This is a genomic window from Mangrovimonas sp. sgz306409 (assembly GCF_059735265.1).
Genome location: NZ_JCAPEU010000004.1, coordinates 293,097 through 313,717, shown reverse-complemented (window position 1 = coordinate 313,717; position 20,621 = coordinate 293,097). Strand labels below are relative to the sequence as shown.

Genomic DNA, 20,621 nt, shown 5'->3' with positions numbered 1-20,621 from the left:
TTTAATTCTCCGTTAATTTATCTAATGTATAGCGTATTAAACGCGAAATTGTCTCTTTAGGATTGTTACTGAATTTTCCTATAGCTCTATTTGCTATAATGGCATTCATAGATACCGCTTTGTGGTTCAGTAATTTTGATAACCCATAAATAGCAGAAGTTTCCATTTCCAAATTGGTGATCGATAATCCTTTATATTTAAAGGTTGCTAATTTACTGTTCAAATCCCGATCTTCAATGCTTAATCTCAATATTCTTCCCTGTGGGCCATAAAATCCAACATTCGTACCTGTAAAACCATCAATGGTTTCAGGTGATTTTAAACGTTCAAACAAAGAAGTGTCACATCCTATAACATAGGGTTTTGATTTTTCTATGGACCAATTAGAGTGTTGCATAAAGCTCTCAGAAACATCTTCCAATACTTCTAAATTTTGACAGTTGTAAAATGTCAAAAGATTATCAAAACCAATAGCCTGTTTGCTAATAACAAAGCTATCTACAGGAATGTGCTCTTGTAAAGAGCCGGAAGTTCCAATTCTAATAATATCCAATGAAGTAAGGTTTTCTTTGATTTCTTTTCTTGAAAAATCAATATTTACCAAAGCATCCAGTTCATTTAGTACAATGTCAATGTTGTCGGTTCCAATTCCAGTGGAGATTACTGTTATGCGTTTGTTTTTATAAGTGCCAGTTTGAGTATGGAATTCCCGTTTTCTTTTTTTGAATTCAATGGAATCAAAATATTGAGAAACTTGATCAACTCTATCTGGATCTCCTACCAAAATGATGGTTTCGGAAACATTTTCGGGTAATAAATTGAGATGGTAGATAGAACCATCTGGATTTAAAATAAGTTCCGAAGCTTTAAATGGCATTTATGGGGGTTTTGATGAGTTTGTTCTCCTGTTTGCTGAATTGGAAATCCAAGCGGTTCACACCGCCATACCAAATATTATTGTTGATGTCCATGGCAAAATTCGATTGATTTAAAAGGGCTTCATGTCCTTTTCTGTTCAGTGAAATATCGGTTTCACTTTCATCAAAAAACATGGAAAGATGCTCAATCAATCGGTTGATTTGAATATCTCCAAAACCGTAATATCCTTGGTAATTCAAAATGTAGCCCAACAGGTGATGGCGGGATTTTATGGTGTTGTCCCTAACAATAATTAAGATATTTTGTTCCAAGGCACTCAATCCGCTTCTAGAATCCGGAAAACGCTCCAAATGTGCTTTTAGGCAATTGCTTAAATATTCAAAAGAAGAATTTGTGGTAATGTAAGGCTTTAGCAGATTGTGGTCCTTTCCGCAGTAAATACTCCATAAAGTATCTGCCATATTAATATCAAAATCTTTCAAGAGTATCCTGTCATCATATTGTTCCAAGAGTTGATCTTGGGTAAGTTCCGAAAGGCCCTTGAGGTTTTTTTCGCCTTCCACACGCCCACTGCAAACGAGGTAGAGAGGGAGGTTCATTTTCTTTTGAAGAATAAGGCTTAGTACTGCAATAAGATTGATGTGGCAAAATAGATCGTATTCAAACCACAAGATGATTTCCGAATAGTTTTCGGGGTTATTAAGTTTATTGATGTCTATGTAGAACTTTTTTTCATCAAATTCCAAACCGTAAATATCCATAAAGAATTCCTTTCGCAATTGAACGAACTCCTTGGAGTCTATATCTTCGGTGGTAGGGCCTTCACAAAGCATTTCGTCCCAAGTGAGAATGTCACCGGTAATATCGTACTCTAACAATTTTTTGGTGAGTTGACCACCATTTGTAATGTGAAGCGTCTCCATAAAGTTATCCTCCTACGCGTTTTACTGCAAATCCTTTTTCTTTTAGAATCTGCATGATTTTATCTCTGTAATCTCCTTGAATGATAATTTTATCGTCTTTAAAACTACCGCCAACACTTAGCTTGGTTTTGAGTTCTTTGGCCAAGAGTTTAAAATCTTCGGTAGCACCTGTATAGCCTTCAAGGATGGTGATAGGTTTTCCTTTACGCTTTTCGTATTTGCAAATAATGGGGTCGTCCTGCATCCAGATATCATCTTCTGGTGTGGCAGTTTCGGTTTCAGGTTCAGGCTTGTGATCTGGGAAAAGGTGTTTTAATTGATCCTGTAAATCCATAAAGTAATTATTGTTTAATGAGTCCTAGTTCTACTAGACGTTCGTGAAGGAATTCCCCTGCGGTGGTGTCTTCGTATAATTTGGGATGTTCTTCATCTACGCAAGTATCCAAAACGTCCAATTTCATTTCAGAAACGGGATGCATAAAAAATGGAATGGAATAGCGAGACGTTCCCCAAAGTTCCTTTGGAGGATTCACCACACGGTGAATAGTAGACTTTAGTTTATTATTGGTATGTCTTGATAGCATGTCTCCCACATTAATCATGAGTTCGTCAGGTTGGGCAATGGCATCAATCCATTCGCCCTTGTGATTTTGCACCTGTAAACCGCGACCTTGTGCTCCCATTAAAAGGGTAATCAAATTAATGTCGCCATGGGCCGCAGCTCTAACGGCTTCTTTGGGTTCCTCTTTAATAGGAGGGTAGTGGATGGGTCTTAAAATGGAGTTACCGTTGTGGATATAATTATCAAAATAAGATTCCTGAAGCTCCAGTCTTAGGGCTAGAGCGCGCAATACGTATTTAGCCGTTTTTTCCAACATCTTGTAGGCCTCTTTTCCAACGGCATTAAATTCAGGAACTTCCTCAACAGTAACATTGTCGGGATATGTTTCGGCCAATTTGGGGTTGTCGTCAACATATTGGCCAAAATGCCAAAATTCTTTCAAATCGCCTTCTTTTTTACCTTTGGCACTTTCTTTTCCAAAAGAAACATAACCGCGTTGCCCTCCAATTCCTGGAATTTCATACTTCTGTTTGGTTTCTAGGGGAAGATCGAAAAAGCGTTTTACTTCGAAATAAAGTGACTCCACCAACTTGTCGTTCAAGAAATGGCCTTTAAGGGCAACAAATCCTATATCTTCATAGGCTTTTCCTATTTCATCTACGAATTTTTGTTTTCTAATGGGGTCTCCTGAAATAAAATCCTGAAGGTCAACACTTGGTATTGCGTTCATTATTAAGGTATTTATAGTTGTAATAATACAAAAATAACGAAAACATAGCTAAAATTTAGTACAAATGGTCTTGGCTAAAAAAAAATAAGTTTAAGAAAGGCAGATATAATTTTTAATTAAATTTGGCTGAGAAAAGAAACAATATCCATATGCTAACGTCCATCAAAAGCAACATTATCTACGATAAAAAGAATTTAGATTCCAAGAAATTGATCCAACTCTACAAGCAGATGCTAAAACCACGCTTGATAGAGGAAAAGATGTTGATTTTACTGCGTCAAGGGAAAATTTCGAAGTGGTTTTCAGGTATTGGTCAGGAGGCTATTTCCGTAGGGGTGACCATGGCTTTACAAAAGGAAGAGTATGTGTTGCCAATGCATAGAAATTTGGGAGTATTTACTTCTAGGGACATTCCATTGCATCGTTTGTTCGGTCAGTGGCAAGGAAAAGCCAGTGGTTTTACCAATGGACGCGATCGTTCCTTTCACTTTGGAACTCAAGAATACAATATTATAGGAATGATTTCCCATTTGGGACCTCAATTGGGTGTGGCAGATGGTATTGCCTTGGCGAGTTTGTTAAAAAAGAAAAAACAGGTTACTGCGGTGTTTACGGGAGAAGGAGGGACTAGTGAAGGAGATTTTCACGAAGCGCTCAATGTGGCTTCTGTGTGGCAATTGCCCGTTATTTTTTGTGTGGAAAACAATGGATATGGACTTTCAACACCAACTAACGAGCAGTATAACTGCAAAGATATTGCCGATAGAGGAAAGGGCTATGGCATGGAATCCTTTATTATAGATGGAAATAACATTATTGAAGTGTATACCAAGGTTTCAAAATTGGCCGAAAGTATCCGTAAGCGTCCGCGACCAATTCTTATTGAGTTTAAAACCTTTAGAATGCGTGGCCATGAGGAGGCTAGTGGAACCAAATATGTTCCACAAAAATTAATGGACGAATGGGCAGCAAAAGATCCTTTGAGCAATTTTGAGTTATATTTAAAGGAAACCAATGTTATTACCGATAAGCAAATAGCCGCTGCAAGAGAAAGCATTGCGGAAGAAATCAATGAGCATTTGCAAATGGCTTATGACGAATCGCCCATAGAACCAAATATAGAAAAGGAATTGGGAGATGTCTATAAAGATTATATATATGAAAATGTTGAAGCGGGCTCAGAGGTTGTTGAAATTCGTTTCATAGATGCGGTTTCAGAAGGTTTAAAACAGTCCATGGAACGCCATAAGGATCTGGTGGTTATGGGGCAGGATATTGCCGAATATGGAGGTGTGTTTAAAATCACTGAAGGCTTTGTAGAAGCCTTTGGCAAAGACCGCGTAAGAAATACCCCAATTTGTGAATCGGCCATTGTGGAAGTAGGGATGGGACTGTCTATTGCAGGTATGAAGGCGGTTGTAGAAATGCAATTTGCGGATTTTGTGAGTTCAGGTTTTAACCCTATTGTTAATTATTTGGCCAAATCGCATTACCGTTGGGGGCAACAGGCCGATGTGGTTGTGAGAATGCCTTGTGGAGCTGGTGTTGCTGCGGGGCCATTCCATTCGCAAACGAATGAGGCTTGGTTCACCAAAACACCTGGGTTAAAAGTAGTATACCCAGCATTTCCATATGATGCCAAAGGCTTATTAGCAACCGCCATAAACGATCCTAATCCAGTGTTGTTTTTTGAGCATAAAGCTTTGTATAGAAGTGTGAAACAGGAGGTTCCTGCTAATTATTTTACCTTGCCATTGGGGAAAGCTGCTCTTTTGAAGGAAGGAACTGATGTCACGATTATTAGTTATGGAGCGGCTGTACATTGGGCCTTGGAAAGTTTAGAAGCCAACCCTGATATTAAAGCCGATTTGATCGATTTAAGGACTTTACAGCCTTTAGATGCGGAGACTGTCTTTGCTTCGGTGAGAAAAACAGGGAGAGTAATAATTCTTCAGGAAGACTCCTTGTTTGGAGGGATTGCTAGCGACTTGTCTGCAATGATTATGGAGGAGTGTTTTGAGGATTTGGATGCGCCTGTAAAGCGTGTGGCAAGTTTGGAAACCCCGATTCCATTTATTTCGCAATTGGAAAATCAATATTTGGCAAAAGCCAGATTTGAAGAGGCTCTCAAGGAATTGATAGAATATTAGATTGTAACGTTCATTGTTGAAAATTTAAATTATGCTGTCCAACACTAGTATTATAAAAGTTTTGGGAGTTCTGTTTTTGGTGTTTGCAGTATCTTGCAAAAAGGAAGTTGAACCACCCAAAACACATGAGTGGAAAACTTTGAAGGTTACGGCGACAGCATACAATTCTCTTGAAAGTCAGACCAATTCCAATCCTCACATTACGGCTTTTGGCGATAGTTTGAAACCAGGATTGAAATATATTGCAGTATCTAGGGATTTGTTGAAAAAAGGCCTTAAACACGATACGCCTGTAATGATTGAAGGTTTTGATGGGTTATTTTTGGTGAAAGACAAAATGCACACCCGCTGGACCAATAGAATTGATATCTATATGGGAGTGGATGTGGATTCTGCCAGAAATTGGGGGCGAAAAAAGGTGAAAATCAAATATCAGGTGGAGATTGTACCTGATTCTATTCCGTCTGAGCTTCAGACAAAATAAAAGGATAGGCCTCTTTTACTTCCTTTAATTCTTTTTCGGTTAAATTATCACTGGGCTTTCTTAGGATTTCACTAGCATAGGTTGCTCTTAAATCGTAATAAGCTTTAGTGATTTCATCTTGAACTTCAATGTAAAACTCATATTTAGTCTTCGCTGCAGTTTGTAAAGAGATCACTGCTTTTTGAGGATTTTCGGAGGATGTGATTTCAGATTTTCCGTGACAGTAGTCACAGGTTTTTATGCCATTATTGTCTATAAAATTTGTAACAACCTGTTTTAGGTCTTGAATCGCAACAATTTTTTCGTTCACCAAAATGTCATTGTTTGGGTTTATCATGACTCTAAGGATGTTTCGTTCCTTAATATCTGCATTGCAATCGGTGTTTGGAGGGCAAGGAGGCGGAAGTTTTCTACTTAAGCCTGAGTCCATGGAAATGGTGGTAGTAACCAAAAAGAAGATGAGCAATAAAAATGCAATATCGGCCATGGAGCCTGCATTTACTTGGGGTGCGGCGTGTCGTGAAGTTTTCATATGTCAAGGATTTATGGTTTAATGAACCCTTCACAAAAATGATACCATAAAATTTTGTTAAAAAGAAAATCGGCATAAATAATGGATTTATGCCGATTTTCCTGATGATTGATTGATGAAAATTCTGTTGTCACTTCAACGTTTCCAAATCATCTTCTCTACTGTGAGTACTGTCAATAATTTTAGATAACGCTTTCATAGCTTTTGATTTTTAATGATTGTTAACTGTTGGTTCTTGATTGATGATGAAATTTGATTGATGATGTAATTGGTAATTTTTCTTTTCGCTTTTAGAATGTTATTCTAAATCGTCTCTTGTTATTCCAAGAATTGCTCTTGCTTCCGTGTAAGGTTTCTGATAATTGATTTGTGTCTAAAGTTCTCATGATATTTCGTTTTTAATGATTGATGATTTACTTTATAGACGCCCCCAATTAAAAAATGTTACGGTTAAAACACTGAAGTTTTGGTTTTTAACAGATTTTAACAGTCAAAATGTTCTTTAGTATTGGTTTACCGTGAGTTTTGCCCGACAAAATGACTTGTGCAGTGTAGAAATGTCAGTTTTTTAACATAAACATTGCTTTGGTATCTATTTTGTTTAGTGATAGGTGAATTTTTGTTTAACTTAAAAAATGAACAACATGAGTACTTTAGTAACATTGCCTAAACCAGGCAAAACAACTTCAAACAAAAGAAGCGTTGCCACACTGCCAAGTTTTTCATCTTGGGTTGACAATTTATTTGACCCTAGTTTTGGTACAGAGTTTTTGTCCAATTTTAACACTGGTATTACAGCGCCTGCAGTAAATATAAAAGAGACCAATGATGCCTTCCAATTGGAATTGGCTATTCCGGGAATGAAAAAATCAGATTTTGATATCAACATTGAAAACAAAATTTTGACGATTTCCTCAGAGGTCAAAACACAAGATGAAGAGAAAAACGAGAATTACACTAGAAGGGAATTTGGGTATTCTTCATTTAAAAGAACATTTACCTTGCCAGATACCGTAGAGTCAGATAAAATTAAGGCTACCTATCAAGATGGAATTTTGGAGGTCAATCTTCCAAAAAGGGATGAAGCAAAGCAGAAACCTGCAAAACGTATTGAGGTTTCTTAAATATCGATTACAATTAATTATATTTAAAGGGAGGTGTTAAAGCCTCCCTATTTTTTTCAAATGTTTTTAACAACTATTCCATTAAATCATGTAAAATCTTAACTTTACTAGAATTTTTTCTAGGAATTATGTCTATGTCTCAAACTCTACAGCTCACCCAGGAACTAAAAAACAAGAAACGTTTATACGATTATCAATTGGCGGATCTCAATCGGATTTTTGATGTGATTCAAACCCAATCGGATAGTTATAATCTATTGTACCAGTTGCCAACAGGTGGGGGAAAAACCGTTATTTTCTCTGAGATTGTGAGACGTTACATAAAACATCATCAGAAAAAAGTGGTCATTTTAACCCACCGTATCGAGTTGTGCAAACAGACGTCTATAATGTTGTCCGGTTTTGGGGTGAAAAACAAAGTCATCAATAGTAAAGTGAAGGAACTTCCGGATCAAGATGAATTTGAATGTTTCGTGGCTATGGTAGAGACCTTAAACAACAGGCTAAATGATGATAAGTTGAAGTTGGAAGATATTGGCTTGGTGATTATCGATGAGGCCCACTACAATTCCTTTAGAAAGCTCTTTAAGTTTTTTAAGGATTGTTTTATTCTTGGAGTGACGGCTACACCTTTGAGTTCCAATATCAAACTTCCAATGAAGGACAATTATGACGAACTCATAGTAGGCGATGATATTTCTACTTTAATTAAGAATGGTTTTTTGGCCAAGGCCGAAATTTATAATTACGATGTAGAATTAAGCACTCTGAAAATTGGGGTGAATGGCGATTATACGGTAAAATCATCCGAAGCCCTTTATACCAACTCGGTGATGCAGAGTAAGCTGCTATATGCTTATGAAGAAATGTCTAAGGGCAAAAAGACCTTGATCTTCAATAATGGTATCAATACTTCCAAAGAAGTGTATTATTCCTTTAAAAAGGCAGGGTACCAAAATATCAGACATTTGGATAATACAGCTTCAAAACAAGAACGACGGGATATTTTAAAATGGTTTAAAAATACGTCAGATGGCATTTTAACTTCTGTGAGTATTTTGACGACGGGGTTTGATGAGCCAACTGTAGAATCGGTTATTTTAAATCGAGCTACAAGATCTTTGACTTTGTATTTTCAGATGATAGGAAGAGGTTCTAGGGTTCTTGGCAATAAAAAGGATTTCTTGGTGTTGGATCTTGGGAATAACATCATCAGGTTTGGCCCTTGGGACCAACGCGTAGACTGGCAGCATATTTTTAAATATCCAGACCTGTATTTGGATAACATCAGAAATGACGAAGATATAGAGCGAGACTTTGTCTATACCATGCCAGAACTTATCAAACAAAAATTCAAGGGTGTAAAAAGCTTCGATTTTGATATGAAAGCTGAATATCAAAAGGCGGTTCAGGAGGGGCAGAAGTCTATTGTGGCCATTGAGCGCTCCATTCAGCAACATTCCCAAATGTGTATTGAAAGCAGTAAAGATGTCTACGAAGCTCGATCCTTAATTAAACATTTACAGGATGATATTGCCTACCGTATCAAGCAATATTCCTACTGCATTATGAATTGTACGGACAACTATAAAGATTGGCTCCACGAGGAGTATAACAGAAAATTACGCTTGAGCTTTAATGGGAAGTTTTAACTAAAGTTTAAAATTTATTTCCGCAAAACACCTTATTTTCGGCAAAAAGGTATAGTCTTTGATTTCCTACAAGAAAAAGAAATGTTTAGAGTTATGAAGAATTCCAAAATTCTGTTTTTAATGGTTTTTCTGTTTATGGCATATTCCCAATCTCAAGCCCAGGTAGGAGATAAAAAGGAGAATAAGTCCATTAAGATTCCTGCGAAAGAAACCAAGGAAAAGGATTCTATACCAACAGATTTAAAGATAAAGCCTAGTTCAGATGCTCCCTCGTTGACCAAAACCGATGATAATATCAATGGTATTCCTTTAAAGAGTAAAGTAGAGGTTAGAGAGTTAAAGGAGGAATTCTCCATGATTGACAATAGTACGCTTATCAATCCAGGAACCATTTACGAACAACGATGGAACAAAGCTGCGGCTGACACTGGTATCAAACCCGAAGCGATGGCTGACCAATTTTTGGGAGATTATAGGAGTAATGGAAAGTTTGTCAATATCATGTGTCGTGATCACGAATACCCCGATGGAGATATGGTTCGGGTGTTTGTAAACGATGAAATTGTAGTGCCAAGGTTGGTGCTGACTTCAAATTACAAATCTTTTGACATTCCTTTACAAGAAGGGTTTAACAGAATTGTATTTCTTGCTTTAAATCAAGGGCAATCTGGACCAAATACGGCAGAATTTAAGGTGTATGATGATAATGGTACTTTGGTGTCCGCAAAGGAGTGGAATTTGCTCACTGGAGTTAAAGCCAGTATCCTTGTCATTAAAGAAACCCCGTAACAGCTTCTTTTTATAAACTCACTTCTGTAGGGATAACATCACCCGGTTGCATGTTGTCAAGGGTAAAATCTCCCACACGAATTCTTACCAATCGTAGGGTTGGAAAGCCAATAGCAGAGGTCATTTTTCTAACTTGACGATATTTCCCTTCACTAATAATAACAGATATCCAGGATGTTGGGCCATGTCTGTCGTCCCTTATTTTTTGAATGCGCTCCGGTAAATTGGGAGGTGTCTCCAACAAAGTAACCTCACAAGGTTTTGTGATATATTTTATGCCCTTAAAACCAATTTCAACACCTTCTTGAAGTTTGATAATCGCTTCTTGGGTAATCATACCATCCACCTGAACATAATATTCCTTATCAATTTTTGAACTGCAAATATCATAGCTCAATTGTCCATCTGTAGTCAAGAGTAGGAGGCCTTCAGAGTTTTTATCCAAACGTCCAATAGCCATGGTGCCTTCGGGGAAATCATGCAAGTCGCCAAGGAACTTTTTCTTTTGTTCATGCTTGGCATTGCTAACAAATTGACTTAAAATTCCAAAAGGTTTGTAGATTTTGAAATGTTTATGTTCTGGTTTAGATGGAGTCATTTATAATTTTAAAAACCAATTCCTTAGTTAATTGTTGTCCATTAGCCCTGTTTCTGATGTCTTCATATGAAATCCTAAAATCACAACCTTCTTTATGGGCACTGCAGCCGTAAGCAGTTTTGCCTTTTATGATAGTTCCTTTTTTACATTTTGGACAAGTCAATACCTCCGGGACTTCCTTCTTCTTGGTCTTTTTAGGTTCCAAAACCAATTTGAAGTTATCATCAAAACGAAGCAATCCTTCAACTGAGGAAGAGCCATCTTTAAACCCTTTTAAATTTACGGTAGATCCTTTTTGGAGCAATCTGATAAACTGCTTTTCAGAAATGGTTTTGTTGTACACTTTAAACGGAAGCACAAAGTCACACCCCGATTTATAATTACTGCAACCGTAAGCTGTTTTTCCTTTAATGAGCTGTCCTTTTTTACATTTTGGGCATGTTTCGGCTGTAATCCCGGCCTTTTTGGTGGCTACTGCTTTAACAGCGCGTTGCTTTACTACGGCAGCTTGAGAAAGGTTGGCACGCTTGGTTTCGCTTCGTACTTCATAGACCAGCTCGTCCACCATGCGTTTCATGTTTTTTATAAACATACTAGCGCTATAACTGCCTTTTTCAATGTCTTTCAATTGCTTTTCCCATAATCCCGTAAGTTCGGCAGATTTCAATAGTTCATTTTGAATAATATCTATCAAGGCAATGCCCGTTACAGTCGGTAAGATTTGCTTTTTATTTCGCTTAATGTATTGCCTTTTGAACAAAGTTTCAATGATATTTGCCCTGGTAGAAGGTCTTCCAATACCATTTTCCTTCATCAATTCCCGCATTTCGTCATCATCCACCTGTTTTCCTGCGGTTTCCATGGCTCTAAGCAAGGTGGCTTCCGTAAACTGATTGGGTGGTTTGGTTTGCTTTTCCAAAAAGGAAGGCTCATGTGGGCCTTTTTCACCTTTGGTAAATACAGGAAGAATATCCGATTCCTTTTCAGGTTTATCAGGATTTTCAAAAACAACACGCCAGCCCTTTTTCAGAATTTCCTTTCCGGTTGTTTTGAAATTAACCTCGGCCGCTTTTCCTATGACTGTTGTATTCGATACTTCACATTCATCATAAAAAACAGCAATAAAACGCCTTACAATAATATCGTAAACCTGTTGTTGGTTGTATTGCAGTTGGCTTTGCATTCCCGTAGGAATGATCGCGTGGTGATCGGTAACTTTTTTATCGTTGAATACCTTACTAGACTTTTTAATTTTCTTACCCAATAACGGCTGCACCAAAGTGCTGTAATTGGTCAATTTTTGAAGGATGCCAGGTACCTTTGGGTAAATATCTGTTGGTAAGAAAGTAGTATCAACCCTTGGATAGGTAACCACTTTCATTTCGTATAAACGTTGAACGATTTTAAGCGTGTCTTCGGCAGAAAACCCAAATTTGGTGTTGCAATAAACCTGAAGTCCTGTTAAGTCGAATAGTTTAGGAGCGTATTCCTTGCCTTTCTTTTTAGTGATGGATTCAATTTCAAATTCATCCTCTTTCACCTTGTTGGCCAAGACTTCTCCTTCTTCCATTTTCAGAAAACGACCTTCTTCATAGCTAAATAAGGTGTCTCTATAGAGCGTTTGTAATTCCCAATAGGGTTGTGGTTGGAAATTCTCGATTTCCTTAAAGCGATTGACTACCATGGCAAGGGTAGGAGTCTGTACTCGTCCAATAGATAATACTTGCTTGTAGCCGCCATGTTTTAAAGTGTAAAGCCTTGTGGCATTCATACCTAAAAGCCAATCTCCAATAGCTCTAGAAAAGCCCGCATAAAAAAGGTTGTCGTATTGGGTTGACGGCTTTAAGTTATCAAAGCCTTCTTTAATGGCTTCCGTGGTCAAGGATGAAATCCACAAACGCTGTACTTCGCCTTTGTAATTGGCTTGATCTAACACCCAACGTTGAATTAACTCTCCTTCTTGACCGGCATCCCCACAGTTGATCACTACATCGGCCTGGTCGAACAGTTTTTTTACAATTTTGAATTGCTTTTGAATTCCTGCGTTGGGAGATACCTTAGTTTTAAACTTATCGGGGAGCATTGGGAGGTTGTTCAAATCCCAACTTTTCCAATGGGGTTTATAGTCGTTGGGCTCCATAAGGGTGCACAAATGACCAAAGGTGTAAGTAACCGCGTAGCCATTGCCTTCAAAATAGCCATCATGCTTTGTATTGGCTCCCAAAACGGAAGCAATTTCACGGGCTACACTGGGTTTCTCGGCAATACAGACTTTCACGGGTTAAATTTTATGCTTTGTAATTATAAAGGCGCAAGGTAATATTTTATGAGCTTTTCATTCTTATTTATAATGAAAAACAAAGGTGAGAAAAAGTAATATTTCTATGATTCCCTTTCCAATATACTTAGGGCTATTCTAATTTTAAAATAGTCCATTTGTTCATTAAAGTATTCAAAATAGGGTTTTAAAGCTTTGGGAGTGTTTAGTTTGTCCTTGGCTATTTTAACGGCTTCCACATCACTTTTGGAAACAAAATAATACATATTTATGTCTTTGCCTTCTTGATATAATTTTGCCAAATGGGAAAAGACGGTGTTGAGATGCAACTGACGCTCTTCAGCTATTTCCTCAACAGATTTTCCTTGTTTGTAAAGGTTGAAAGTAGCTAGGTAAGTATCTTTTTTGCTATTTTTTTTCTGGGTCTTAAAAGTAATAATGGCATTTATGAAATCTTCGCCATATGCATTGAGCTTGTATTGTCCGACACCACTTACCTCAAGAAAATCGGTTTCTGTAGTTGGTTCAAGACGCGCCATATCTTTTAAGGCTGCATCACTAAACACCTGATAGGGAGGAATACCTTTGGCTTTTGAAATTTGATGACGCAGTTGGCGCAAATGCTCAAACAAGGCACTGTTTTCAAAAGCTGCTCGGGGTGGGACATTTTTAGCTGCTTTTTTAGAATTGATTTCCTGTACTTTGGTTAACAAAACGGTGTCGTTTTGAAATAGGACGTTCTTTGAAAACGCCGTAAGCTTAAGAGCGTTAAATTCATGAAATGCGATTTCACAATAGCCTTGGTTGATGAGTTGGATGATATAACTTTGCCAATGGTTCCAAGGAATGTCCCTGCCAATGCCGTAAGTTTTCAGTTGGTTATAGCCTTTATCTAAAACGGTAGCGTTTTGGGCACCTCTCAAAACGTCAATTACAGTTCCTATGGCTTCAGTTTCTTTCAATCTTGCAATTGTTGATAGTGCTTTTTGCGCGATGATGCTTCCGTCAAAAAACTGAGGTGGATTATTACAGACATCACAATTATTGCAATTCTCAGAAAGTAACTCTCCAAAATAACTTAACAAAATTTTTCGGCGGCAACTGGTAGCTTCCGAAAACTGTTTCATCCTATCTAATTTTGCAATCTGTACCTCTTCATTACTGGCACCTTGAGCAAAATTCCTCAGTTGGATGACATCTGCATAACTGTGGAACAAAATGGCATTGGAATCTAGGCCGTCCCTTCCTGCACGACCAATTTCCTGGTAATAGCCCTCTATGTTTTTAGGCATATTATAATGGATGACATAACGAACGTTGGATTTGTCAATTCCCATTCCAAAAGCTATGGTGGCACAAATAATTTTAATATTGTCGTAGATAAAATCCTCTTGAACTCTCTCTCGTTCCTCGTGACTCAAGCCTGCATGGTAGGCGCAAGATGAAAAACCAAAGTCATTAAGTTTTTTAGAAATGCTTTCGGTAGTTTTTCTACTTAGACAATAAATAATCCCTGATTGATTCGGCCTGTCGGTCACGTATTTGACTATCTGATTTATTCTGTTATTGGCAGGTCTTACATCTAGTGCTATATTTTTTCGGTCAAAGGAGGATATAAATTGTTTTGCTGTTGGAATGTTTAATTGGGTGACAATATCCTCGCGTGTGGCTTTGTCTGCTGTTGCCGTTAGAGCAATGATTGGGATATTAGGCAATGAGTTTTTTAGAAAACCCAAAGCTTGATAGGAAGGTCTAAAATCATGTCCCCAACTTGAAATACAGTGCGCTTCATCTATGGCAATGCAACTCAAATGCTGTTTGGTTAAAATTGGCTGTAAACCGGCAAGGCTTTCCGGGGCTACATATAATAATTTGAGTTCCTTTTTGTAAACTTTTTCAAGGATCTGCTGCTGTTCCTCGCTGCTTTGACTACTATTAAAGAAGGCTGCAGAAATACCATTGGCCAATAGACCGTCCACTTGGTCTTTCATTAGCGCAATCAAAGGAGAAACTACTAAAGTGATGCCTTCAAAAAGTAAAGCTGGTAGTTGGTAACAGATAGATTTTCCGCCTCCTGTAGGCATAATTACTAAGCAATCCTTTCCTGAAACAACGGTTTCTATAATCTGTTGTTGTTCACTTCTAAAGGTGTCATACCCAAAATAGGTTTTTAGTGTGGAAATTAAGGTGCTTTTCATAGTATATGATAAGAGCTGCACAAATTAGATAAATCGTAATTGTAATTAAAACGAAACGGGTAAGAGTTATCAAATTTAATAAACACTCACCACCAAACCAGGAAGCATTTTGAAATCATTCCGTTGGGATGTTTGACCCAAACAAGTGGGGAGGTTTGTTGGTTTAGAAGGTTTAAAAGTAAAGGTTCAATAGCGGTATATGTTTGCCAGTCTACTTCTGGATGAGGGATTATGAACCAGTCCAATTTGGGAGGCATGTAACATTTACAATTTTTGAAATGCGGTAATTCCTTTTCCTTAATATAAAATCCTTGAATACAATCTTGGTTGATTTTAGAGAACTCAATATGTTCCTTGTTCCACGGTACAAAGAGTTGTGCTTTAAAAAGAACACATTGCTCCATGAGCTCTGACTCGATTGATAGCTGTTTTAGAAAATTTTGACTTTCAGGTTGATGTAACAATGGAAGTTGTTTATTTTTCAGTTTGTCCAATTTTTGAATGAGACTGTCCTTTTTGTTAGGGCCTATCCAATGCTCAAGCTCATCCGTCCCTGTTTGTTCGTCATATAAATAGAACTTGTAAATAATTTCAAGATGTATGGGTGTATCATCCAATGTAATGATGGCGTCCAGTTCTCCCAGGGTCCTTTGGTTCTTTTGAATTTGAATTCCTGAAGCAATTAGTTGGATGTTTTGATGAGTTTTAAAACTATGGAATACAAATTGTTCGGCTAGCTTCCCTAAACGTAAATGACCTTTAATATCTTCATTGAAGGGTTGTAAGGGGAGCTTTTGCAATTCCAGCTGCCGTAAACCATAAATAGTGTCACCTTTCCAGAGTATAGGTGTTTCGTTGTATCCAATGTAGCGTAATTTCAACTTTTTGTAGTCCATTACAAGTGTTAAAATTCGAATTTACGATAACTTTTAGAGTTTTAATTCCAAAAACATCTATAATAACTTTACCTTTGCAGCCCAATTGCGTAAATGATGTTTGCATTATTAGATTTAGGAATCCGTAATACACTTTTCACAGAACTCTTCCAATCCATTAGGGCTTATATTTCAGGCTCGATGGAAGAGGTAATTATTCCATTTATGTTACAGGAACAAAGCCATTTGGTATTTGTAAACTGTAAAACATCTTACAGCTCTTTTTAATAAATTATTTCATTGTAATTTATTATATTTCAACATGTTAATGTGTAATATTTAAACAATAAATTGATATCAATGTCTGATACTACCGTTTTAGAAGTGAAGGAGAATACCGTTGAGAAAGACTTATACAGTTACCAGAAAAAAGCGATTGAAAAAGTATTCAAGCGATTTGATGAAGCGCCAGATGATTACCACCTCTTGTACCAGTTGCCAACAGGTGGAGGGAAGACCGTAATTTTTTCGGAATTGGTTCGCCAGTACCTAAAAAATCATGACAAGAAGGTTTTGGTATTGACCCACCGAATCGAGTTGTGTAAGCAAACTTCTAAAATGCTTACAGAGTTTAAGGTTACCAACAAAGTGATACACAGTAAGGCCAATCTTGACGACCAAAAGGAGTATAGCTGTTTTGTGGCCATGGTAGAAACCTTAAACAATCGTTTACAGGAGGACATGCTTGATATTTCTGATGTTGGTTTGGTGATTATTGATGAGGCGCACTATAACTCATTTACCAAATTGTTTAAATACTTTGAGAAGTCTTTTATTTTAGGAGTTACGGCTACACCGCTTAGTTCCAACAAGGATTTCCCAATGAAAAAGAATTACAATGAGTTGATTACGGGTGAAACCATTGAATCGCTTATTGAAAATGAGTTTTTGGCACGTGCCGAAACCTACGCCTATAATGTTGGTTTGACCACTTTGGAAATTGGTTCTAACGGAGATTATACCGTAAAATCTTCGGAAGACTTGTATACGAATACGGACATGCTTAAAAAGCTGTTGTATGCCTATGAAGCACATTCTAAAGGGAAAAAGACCTTGATTTTTAATAATGGTATTAATACATCTTTGTATGTTTATGATACGTTTAAAAGAGCGGGCTATCCAGTGGCGCATTTGGATAATACGGCTTCTAAAAAGGAACGTAAACAAATCCTAAAATGGTTTAAGGAAACCCCAGATGCCATTTTAACTTCGGTGAGTATCTTGACCACTGGTTTTGACGAACCCTCTGTAGAAACCATTATTTTGAACAGAGCTACCAAGTCCTTGGCATTGTATTACCAGATGGTTGGTCGTGGTTCCAGGATCTTCAAAAACAAGAGTAAATTCAGTATTATCGATTTGGGGAACAACCTGCATCGATTTGGACCTTGGGGTGCCGATATTGATTGGCAGAAGATATTCAGTTCTCCAGATTACTATTTGGACAATATCACCAATGATGAAGATATTGAAAGCAATTTCAGATACGAAATGCCAGACGATATCCGAGCTGAATTTGCAAAGTCTGAAGATGTTTATTTCGATGTGAAGCAGGCTTATATCGATTCAGTAAACAATGGAGAATCTTCAAAAGTGTTGTTGGAGCGTTCTATAGAGCATCATGCCAAAATTTGTGTAGAAAACAGCGAAGATGTTTATGATGCTTTGGCTTTGGTGAAATTGTTGGATGGCGATATCAACCACCGTTTGGAGCGTTATACCCAATGTATCAGTAATAGTACCCATAATTTTGTGAAATGGTTACATGAGGATTACCGCATGCGTTTAAAAACGTATTTAAGAAAGAATTTTGATAAAGTATTCGAGGATATCCACGGATATCCACCAGAAGATTAATTGGTAATGGTGTAAAGTAAATATTACAAATAAAAAAGGGGCAACTAAACAGTTGCCCCTTTTTTATAGAATTTAATTTATGACATAGCCCAAAAGCCAATACAGGATAATAAATACAATAATCACACCAATACAACCACATTTTCCTCCTCCAATTTTTTTAGCCCCAAAGCCAGCCAATAAAGCACGTAGTAGATTTTTCATTTTATAGCATTTTTATATTCAGTAAAGAATTATTTAAATATAAGTAAATGAAATTGAAGGAAATGTGCTTTAATTGTTAAATCACTTTAAATTTGTTAAATTGCATAAAAACCACCAATATGCCAATCTATATGGATCGTCACAACATTCCTGCCGAGATAACGTCGGAGCACGTGGCAAGAATGCATCAAGAGGACCTAAAGGTTCAGCATTTGTATGGCTGTAAGGGAATGACCTATTGGTGCGATGATGTAAAGGGAACTGCATTTTGTTTGATTGAGGCCCCCAACAAAGAGGCTCTTAAAAAAATGCACGATCATGCCCATGGTGCTTTACCTCATGCCATTATTGAAGTGGATCCCATGGTGGTAGAAGCTTTTTTGGGGCGGATTAAAGATCCCGACTTTAAAGGGGGTGGTGAGCTAAATGTAATCTCAGAGTCGGCATACAGAATCATTATGGTAAGCGGTTTTGAATACGAAAGCTTTACTGAAGATTCCTCTTTTACCATTGCTTTACAGGAATATTTCAAAGACCTCATTATCCGTTTTGAAGGCAGTATTGTCAAACTCAATAAAAACTATGGATTGGTGTCTTTTAAATCTGTCACCAATGCCGTGATGTGTGCTATTGATATTCAGGCGAAATTCAAAAAATACATTTTAGAACATAAAAACACCAATTTAAAGCTCAATATTGGGTTATGCACTGGAGTGCCTTTTAATGAAAAAGGTGGCATTTTTGAAGAAACGGTGAAGTTTGCCGAATGGATGTGCGATTTTGTGACAGGTCCTATTGTGTTGTCCTCCGAAGTTCGGAATTTATTTGAAAGTGAAAACCTGAATGTTTTTATTGCTGATGAACAAACCCACAGCTTAAGTCCTTCCGAAGAAAAATTTCTTTCTATTTTGATGGAGCATACTGAAAAGTCTTGGAATGACACCGATTTAACCGTGGAGTCTTTCAGTAAGAGTTTGGGATTCAGTAAATCGCAGTTATACCGAAAAATGCAGGGCTTAACCAATAAATCTCTGAATTCCTTTATTAAGGAGTATCGTCTAAAAAAGGCCTGTGAATACCTAGAAAAGAAAAAGGGAAATATTTCTGAAATCGCTTTTGAGACAGGCTTTAATAGTCCGGCCTACTTTACAAAATGCTTCCAGGAGGCCTATGGCATTCTTCCTTCGGCTTATAACAAATAACCCCAATTCATCTATCTACAATTTACTTTATGATCCAAAACTGAGCATTTTTGGAGGATTTCTTATGCCTAATGGAATTCTATAATGTTAATTTTAAAAGTGTTAATCAATTTTAATTTATTATGAAAACAATCAAGGATTTAGATCCTTCTTTAATTGAGGATTTAAAGTCAAAGCTTCGGGGGAAGGTCCTGCTACCTTCAAGTTCCAATTATGATGAGACTAGGAAGGTGTATAACGGGATGATCGACAAAAAGCCGGGTCTTTTTGTGATGTGTGTAGATGTTGCCGATGTTATAGCTGCTGTAAATTTTGGTAGAGACAATAGTTTAGAAATTGCCGTTAGAGGAGGAGGACATAATGGAGGAGGATTGGGACTTTGCAATGATGGTCTGGTAATTGATCTTTCCGGGATTAAATTTGTAAGGGTGGATACCTCCAACAATACGGTAAGGGTTGGTGGCGGCAATCTTTGGGGAGAGGTGGACCACGCAACGCACCCTTTTGGGTTGGTTATTCCAGCAGGAATAATTTCTACCACTGGTGTCGGTGGACTGACGTTGGGAGGTGGCGTTGGATATTTGTCCAGAAAATTCGGCTTGACTATAGATAATATGTTGGAAGCTGATATGGTTTTAGCAGATGGGAGTTTTGTAACGGTAAATGCAACGCAGCACCCTGATTTATTTTGGGCAATAAGAGGTGGAGGTGGAAATTATGGTATTGTTACAGCCTTTAAATTTCAGGCTCATCCGCTTAAAACCGTTATTGGAGGACCAACATTTTGGCCTATTGAGCAAACAGAAACCATTATGGCTTGGTACGATAGCTTTATTCATAAAGCTCCAGAAGATTTAAATGGGTTTATTGCCACCTTGGTAGTACCAGGGCCTCCTTTTCCTGAGCATTTACACAATAAACAGTTTTGCGGTATTGTTTGGTGCTATACAGGAGATCCTGATAAATTTGAAGAAGTGTTTGCTCCTGTAAGGGAACAAGAGCCATTTTTTGAACATGTAGGCGAAATGCCTTATCCTGCCATTCAGACACTTTTTGATGGTATGATGCCTCCTGGGCTTCAGTGGTACTGGAGAGCCGATTTTTATAATGAAATACAACCTGAAGCAGCTGCTCAGCATAAAAAGTTTGGTTCTGAAATCCCGACTCCCTTGTCGCAAATGCATATGTACCCCATAAGTGGAGCAGCTTCAAAACCTGGTAAAGAAGATACGCCTTGGGCTTATAGAGATGCCAAATATGCGGGAGTCATTGTAGGGGTAGACCCAAGTCCATCCAAGGCATCGAAAATTACAGATTGGTGCAAGGCCTATTGGAATGCACTTCATCCGTATTCTTCTGGTGGAGCGTATTCAAATTTCATGATGGATGAAGGACAGGAACGTGTGAAAGCCAGTTATAAACATAACTATGCGAGGTTAACTGAAATAAAACAAAAATATGATCCGAACAATCTATTTCATGTAAATCAAAATATTGCACCTAAGGGCAGTTGATAAATAAGTT

Annotated in this window: 19 protein-coding genes; 9 read left to right on the top strand and 10 right to left on the bottom strand. The window is 37.6% G+C overall.

From position 1 onward, the window contains the following. Position 1: 1 nt before the first annotated feature. From AC6I5C_RS09310 to AC6I5C_RS09295, 4 genes are read right to left on the bottom strand one after another with little or no spacing between them, the layout of a single operon-like run. A complete protein-coding gene (locus AC6I5C_RS09310) occupies positions 2-877 on the bottom strand; it encodes a nucleoside phosphorylase (RefSeq protein WP_497904915.1) in 876 nt (291 codons plus the stop codon). After that, a complete protein-coding gene (locus tag AC6I5C_RS09305) occupies positions 867-1,802 on the bottom strand; it encodes a DUF1835 domain-containing protein (protein ID WP_497904914.1) in 936 nt (311 codons plus the stop codon). The genes AC6I5C_RS09310 and AC6I5C_RS09305 overlap by 11 nt, the downstream gene beginning before the upstream one ends. Before the next feature lie 4 nt (positions 1,803-1,806). Then, entirely contained in the window at positions 1,807-2,136 is a 330-nt protein-coding gene (locus tag AC6I5C_RS09300; protein WP_053977806.1) for a translation initiation factor, read from the bottom strand. A gap of 7 nt (positions 2,137-2,143) precedes the next feature. After that, the gene (locus AC6I5C_RS09295; RefSeq protein WP_497904913.1) at positions 2,144-3,094 is read right to left on the bottom strand and encodes an isopenicillin N synthase family dioxygenase; all 951 of its coding nucleotides are present in this window, start codon (positions 3,092-3,094) and stop codon (positions 2,144-2,146) included. 149 nt (positions 3,095-3,243) lie between these two features. Between AC6I5C_RS09295 and AC6I5C_RS09290 the strand changes: the two genes are divergently transcribed. Further along, the gene (locus tag AC6I5C_RS09290) at positions 3,244-5,244 is read left to right on the top strand and encodes an alpha-ketoacid dehydrogenase subunit alpha/beta (protein WP_497904912.1); all 2,001 of its coding nucleotides are present in this window, start codon (positions 3,244-3,246) and stop codon (positions 5,242-5,244) included. A 31-nt stretch (positions 5,245-5,275) separates the two neighbouring features. After that, a complete protein-coding gene (locus tag AC6I5C_RS09285) occupies positions 5,276-5,728 on the top strand; it encodes a 3D domain-containing protein (protein ID WP_497904911.1) in 453 nt (150 codons plus the stop codon). Here AC6I5C_RS09285 and AC6I5C_RS09280 read toward each other — a convergent pair. Beyond that, on the bottom strand, positions 5,700-6,260 hold the full coding sequence (locus AC6I5C_RS09280) for an ExbD/TolR family protein (RefSeq protein ID WP_497904910.1): 561 nt from the start codon (positions 6,258-6,260) through the stop codon (positions 5,700-5,702). The genes AC6I5C_RS09285 and AC6I5C_RS09280 overlap by 29 nt on opposite strands. 644 nt (positions 6,261-6,904) lie before the next feature. Here AC6I5C_RS09280 and AC6I5C_RS09275 point away from each other — a divergent pair. The 3 genes from AC6I5C_RS09275 to AC6I5C_RS09265 all read left to right on the top strand — a co-directional run bounded on the left by AC6I5C_RS09275 (position 6,905) and on the right by AC6I5C_RS09265 (position 9,825). Continuing rightward, a complete protein-coding gene (locus AC6I5C_RS09275; RefSeq protein WP_497904909.1) occupies positions 6,905-7,384 on the top strand; it encodes an Hsp20/alpha crystallin family protein in 480 nt (159 codons plus the stop codon). 128 nt (positions 7,385-7,512) lie between these two features. Further along, positions 7,513-9,036 (top strand): DEAD/DEAH box helicase, encoded by a 1,524-nt coding sequence (locus AC6I5C_RS09270; protein ID WP_497904908.1) that lies wholly within the window; start codon positions 7,513-7,515, stop codon positions 9,034-9,036. Between the two features lie 93 nt (positions 9,037-9,129). Then, positions 9,130-9,825 carry a hypothetical protein gene (locus AC6I5C_RS09265; RefSeq protein WP_497904907.1) on the top strand — a complete coding sequence of 232 codons (696 nt, stop codon included), beginning with the start codon at positions 9,130-9,132 and terminating at the stop codon, positions 9,823-9,825. A 10-nt stretch (positions 9,826-9,835) separates the two neighbouring features. Here the strand turns inward: AC6I5C_RS09265 and AC6I5C_RS09260 are convergent, their stop codons facing one another. The 4 genes from AC6I5C_RS09260 to AC6I5C_RS09245 form a co-directional block, all read right to left on the bottom strand. After that, positions 9,836-10,423 (bottom strand): pseudouridine synthase, encoded by a 588-nt coding sequence (locus AC6I5C_RS09260; RefSeq protein ID WP_497904906.1) that lies wholly within the window; start codon positions 10,421-10,423, stop codon positions 9,836-9,838. Next, complete coding sequence (locus tag AC6I5C_RS09255; protein WP_497904905.1) at positions 10,410-12,701, bottom strand: type IA DNA topoisomerase; 2,292 nt, start codon at positions 12,699-12,701, stop codon at positions 10,410-10,412. Before AC6I5C_RS09255 ends, AC6I5C_RS09260 begins: the two co-directional genes overlap by 14 nt. Before the next feature lie 104 nt (positions 12,702-12,805). Beyond that, positions 12,806-14,899 carry a DNA helicase RecQ gene (recQ, locus tag AC6I5C_RS09250; RefSeq protein WP_497904904.1) on the bottom strand — a complete coding sequence of 698 codons (2,094 nt, stop codon included), beginning with the start codon at positions 14,897-14,899 and terminating at the stop codon, positions 12,806-12,808. Between the two features lie 86 nt (positions 14,900-14,985). After that, positions 14,986-15,795, bottom strand: a complete 810-nt coding sequence (locus AC6I5C_RS09245) for a DUF1853 family protein (RefSeq protein ID WP_497904903.1) — start codon at positions 15,793-15,795, stop codon at positions 14,986-14,988. Between the two features lie 93 nt (positions 15,796-15,888). On the opposite strand from AC6I5C_RS09245, the gene AC6I5C_RS09240 reads away from it, so the two are divergent. Both AC6I5C_RS09240 and AC6I5C_RS09235 read left to right on the top strand, forming a co-directional pair. Beyond that, complete coding sequence (locus tag AC6I5C_RS09240) at positions 15,889-16,062, top strand: hypothetical protein (protein WP_157503254.1); 174 nt, start codon at positions 15,889-15,891, stop codon at positions 16,060-16,062. 72 nt (positions 16,063-16,134) lie between these two features. Further along, the gene (locus AC6I5C_RS09235) at positions 16,135-17,691 is read left to right on the top strand and encodes a DEAD/DEAH box helicase (RefSeq protein ID WP_497904902.1); all 1,557 of its coding nucleotides are present in this window, start codon (positions 16,135-16,137) and stop codon (positions 17,689-17,691) included. 72 nt (positions 17,692-17,763) lie between these two features. Here AC6I5C_RS09235 and AC6I5C_RS09230 read toward each other — a convergent pair whose 3' ends face one another. Further along, positions 17,764-17,895 carry a hypothetical protein gene (locus AC6I5C_RS09230; RefSeq protein ID WP_256385857.1) on the bottom strand — a complete coding sequence of 44 codons (132 nt, stop codon included), beginning with the start codon at positions 17,893-17,895 and terminating at the stop codon, positions 17,764-17,766. A 119-nt stretch (positions 17,896-18,014) separates the two neighbouring features. On the opposite strand from AC6I5C_RS09230, the gene AC6I5C_RS09225 reads away from it, so the two are divergent. Then, entirely contained in the window at positions 18,015-19,097 is a 1,083-nt protein-coding gene (locus AC6I5C_RS09225; RefSeq protein ID WP_497904901.1) for a nickel-binding protein, read from the top strand. A gap of 122 nt (positions 19,098-19,219) precedes the next feature. Continuing rightward, the gene (locus AC6I5C_RS09220; protein ID WP_497904900.1) at positions 19,220-20,611 is read left to right on the top strand and encodes an FAD-binding oxidoreductase; all 1,392 of its coding nucleotides are present in this window, start codon (positions 19,220-19,222) and stop codon (positions 20,609-20,611) included. Positions 20,612-20,621 lie beyond the last annotated feature (10 nt).

Bases quoted from the DNA above. Each gene is read 5' to 3' on its own strand.
- recQ (WP_497904904.1), bottom strand. From the start codon at position 14,899: ATGAAAAGCACCTTAATTTCCACACTAAAAACCTATTTTGGGTATGAC.
- AC6I5C_RS09295 (WP_497904913.1), bottom strand. From the start codon at position 3,094: ATGAACGCAATACCAAGTGTTGACCTTCAGGATTTTATTTCAGGAGAC.
- AC6I5C_RS09270 (WP_497904908.1), top strand. From the start codon at position 7,513: ATGTCTATGTCTCAAACTCTACAGCTCACCCAGGAACTAAAAAACAAG.
- AC6I5C_RS09225 (WP_497904901.1), top strand. From the start codon at position 18,015: ATGCCAATCTATATGGATCGTCACAACATTCCTGCCGAGATAACGTCG.
- AC6I5C_RS09310 (WP_497904915.1), bottom strand. From the start codon at position 877: ATGCCATTTAAAGCTTCGGAACTTATTTTAAATCCAGATGGTTCTATC.
- AC6I5C_RS09300 (WP_053977806.1), bottom strand. From the start codon at position 2,136: ATGGATTTACAGGATCAATTAAAACACCTTTTCCCAGATCACAAGCCT.
- AC6I5C_RS09260 (WP_497904906.1), bottom strand. From the start codon at position 10,423: ATGACTCCATCTAAACCAGAACATAAACATTTCAAAATCTACAAACCT.
- AC6I5C_RS09230 (WP_256385857.1), bottom strand. From the start codon at position 17,895: ATGAAAAATCTACTACGTGCTTTATTGGCTGGCTTTGGGGCTAAAAAA.
- AC6I5C_RS09245 (WP_497904903.1), bottom strand. From the start codon at position 15,795: ATGGACTACAAAAAGTTGAAATTACGCTACATTGGATACAACGAAACA.
- AC6I5C_RS09280 (WP_497904910.1), bottom strand. From the start codon at position 6,260: ATGAAAACTTCACGACACGCCGCACCCCAAGTAAATGCAGGCTCCATG.
- AC6I5C_RS09220 (WP_497904900.1), top strand. From the start codon at position 19,220: ATGAAAACAATCAAGGATTTAGATCCTTCTTTAATTGAGGATTTAAAG.
- AC6I5C_RS09265 (WP_497904907.1), top strand. From the start codon at position 9,130: ATGAAGAATTCCAAAATTCTGTTTTTAATGGTTTTTCTGTTTATGGCA.
- AC6I5C_RS09305 (WP_497904914.1), bottom strand. From the start codon at position 1,802: ATGGAGACGCTTCACATTACAAATGGTGGTCAACTCACCAAAAAATTG.
- AC6I5C_RS09235 (WP_497904902.1), top strand. From the start codon at position 16,135: ATGTCTGATACTACCGTTTTAGAAGTGAAGGAGAATACCGTTGAGAAA.
- AC6I5C_RS09285 (WP_497904911.1), top strand. From the start codon at position 5,276: ATGCTGTCCAACACTAGTATTATAAAAGTTTTGGGAGTTCTGTTTTTG.
- AC6I5C_RS09290 (WP_497904912.1), top strand. From the start codon at position 3,244: ATGCTAACGTCCATCAAAAGCAACATTATCTACGATAAAAAGAATTTA.
- AC6I5C_RS09275 (WP_497904909.1), top strand. From the start codon at position 6,905: ATGAGTACTTTAGTAACATTGCCTAAACCAGGCAAAACAACTTCAAAC.
- AC6I5C_RS09240 (WP_157503254.1), top strand. From the start codon at position 15,889: ATGATGTTTGCATTATTAGATTTAGGAATCCGTAATACACTTTTCACA.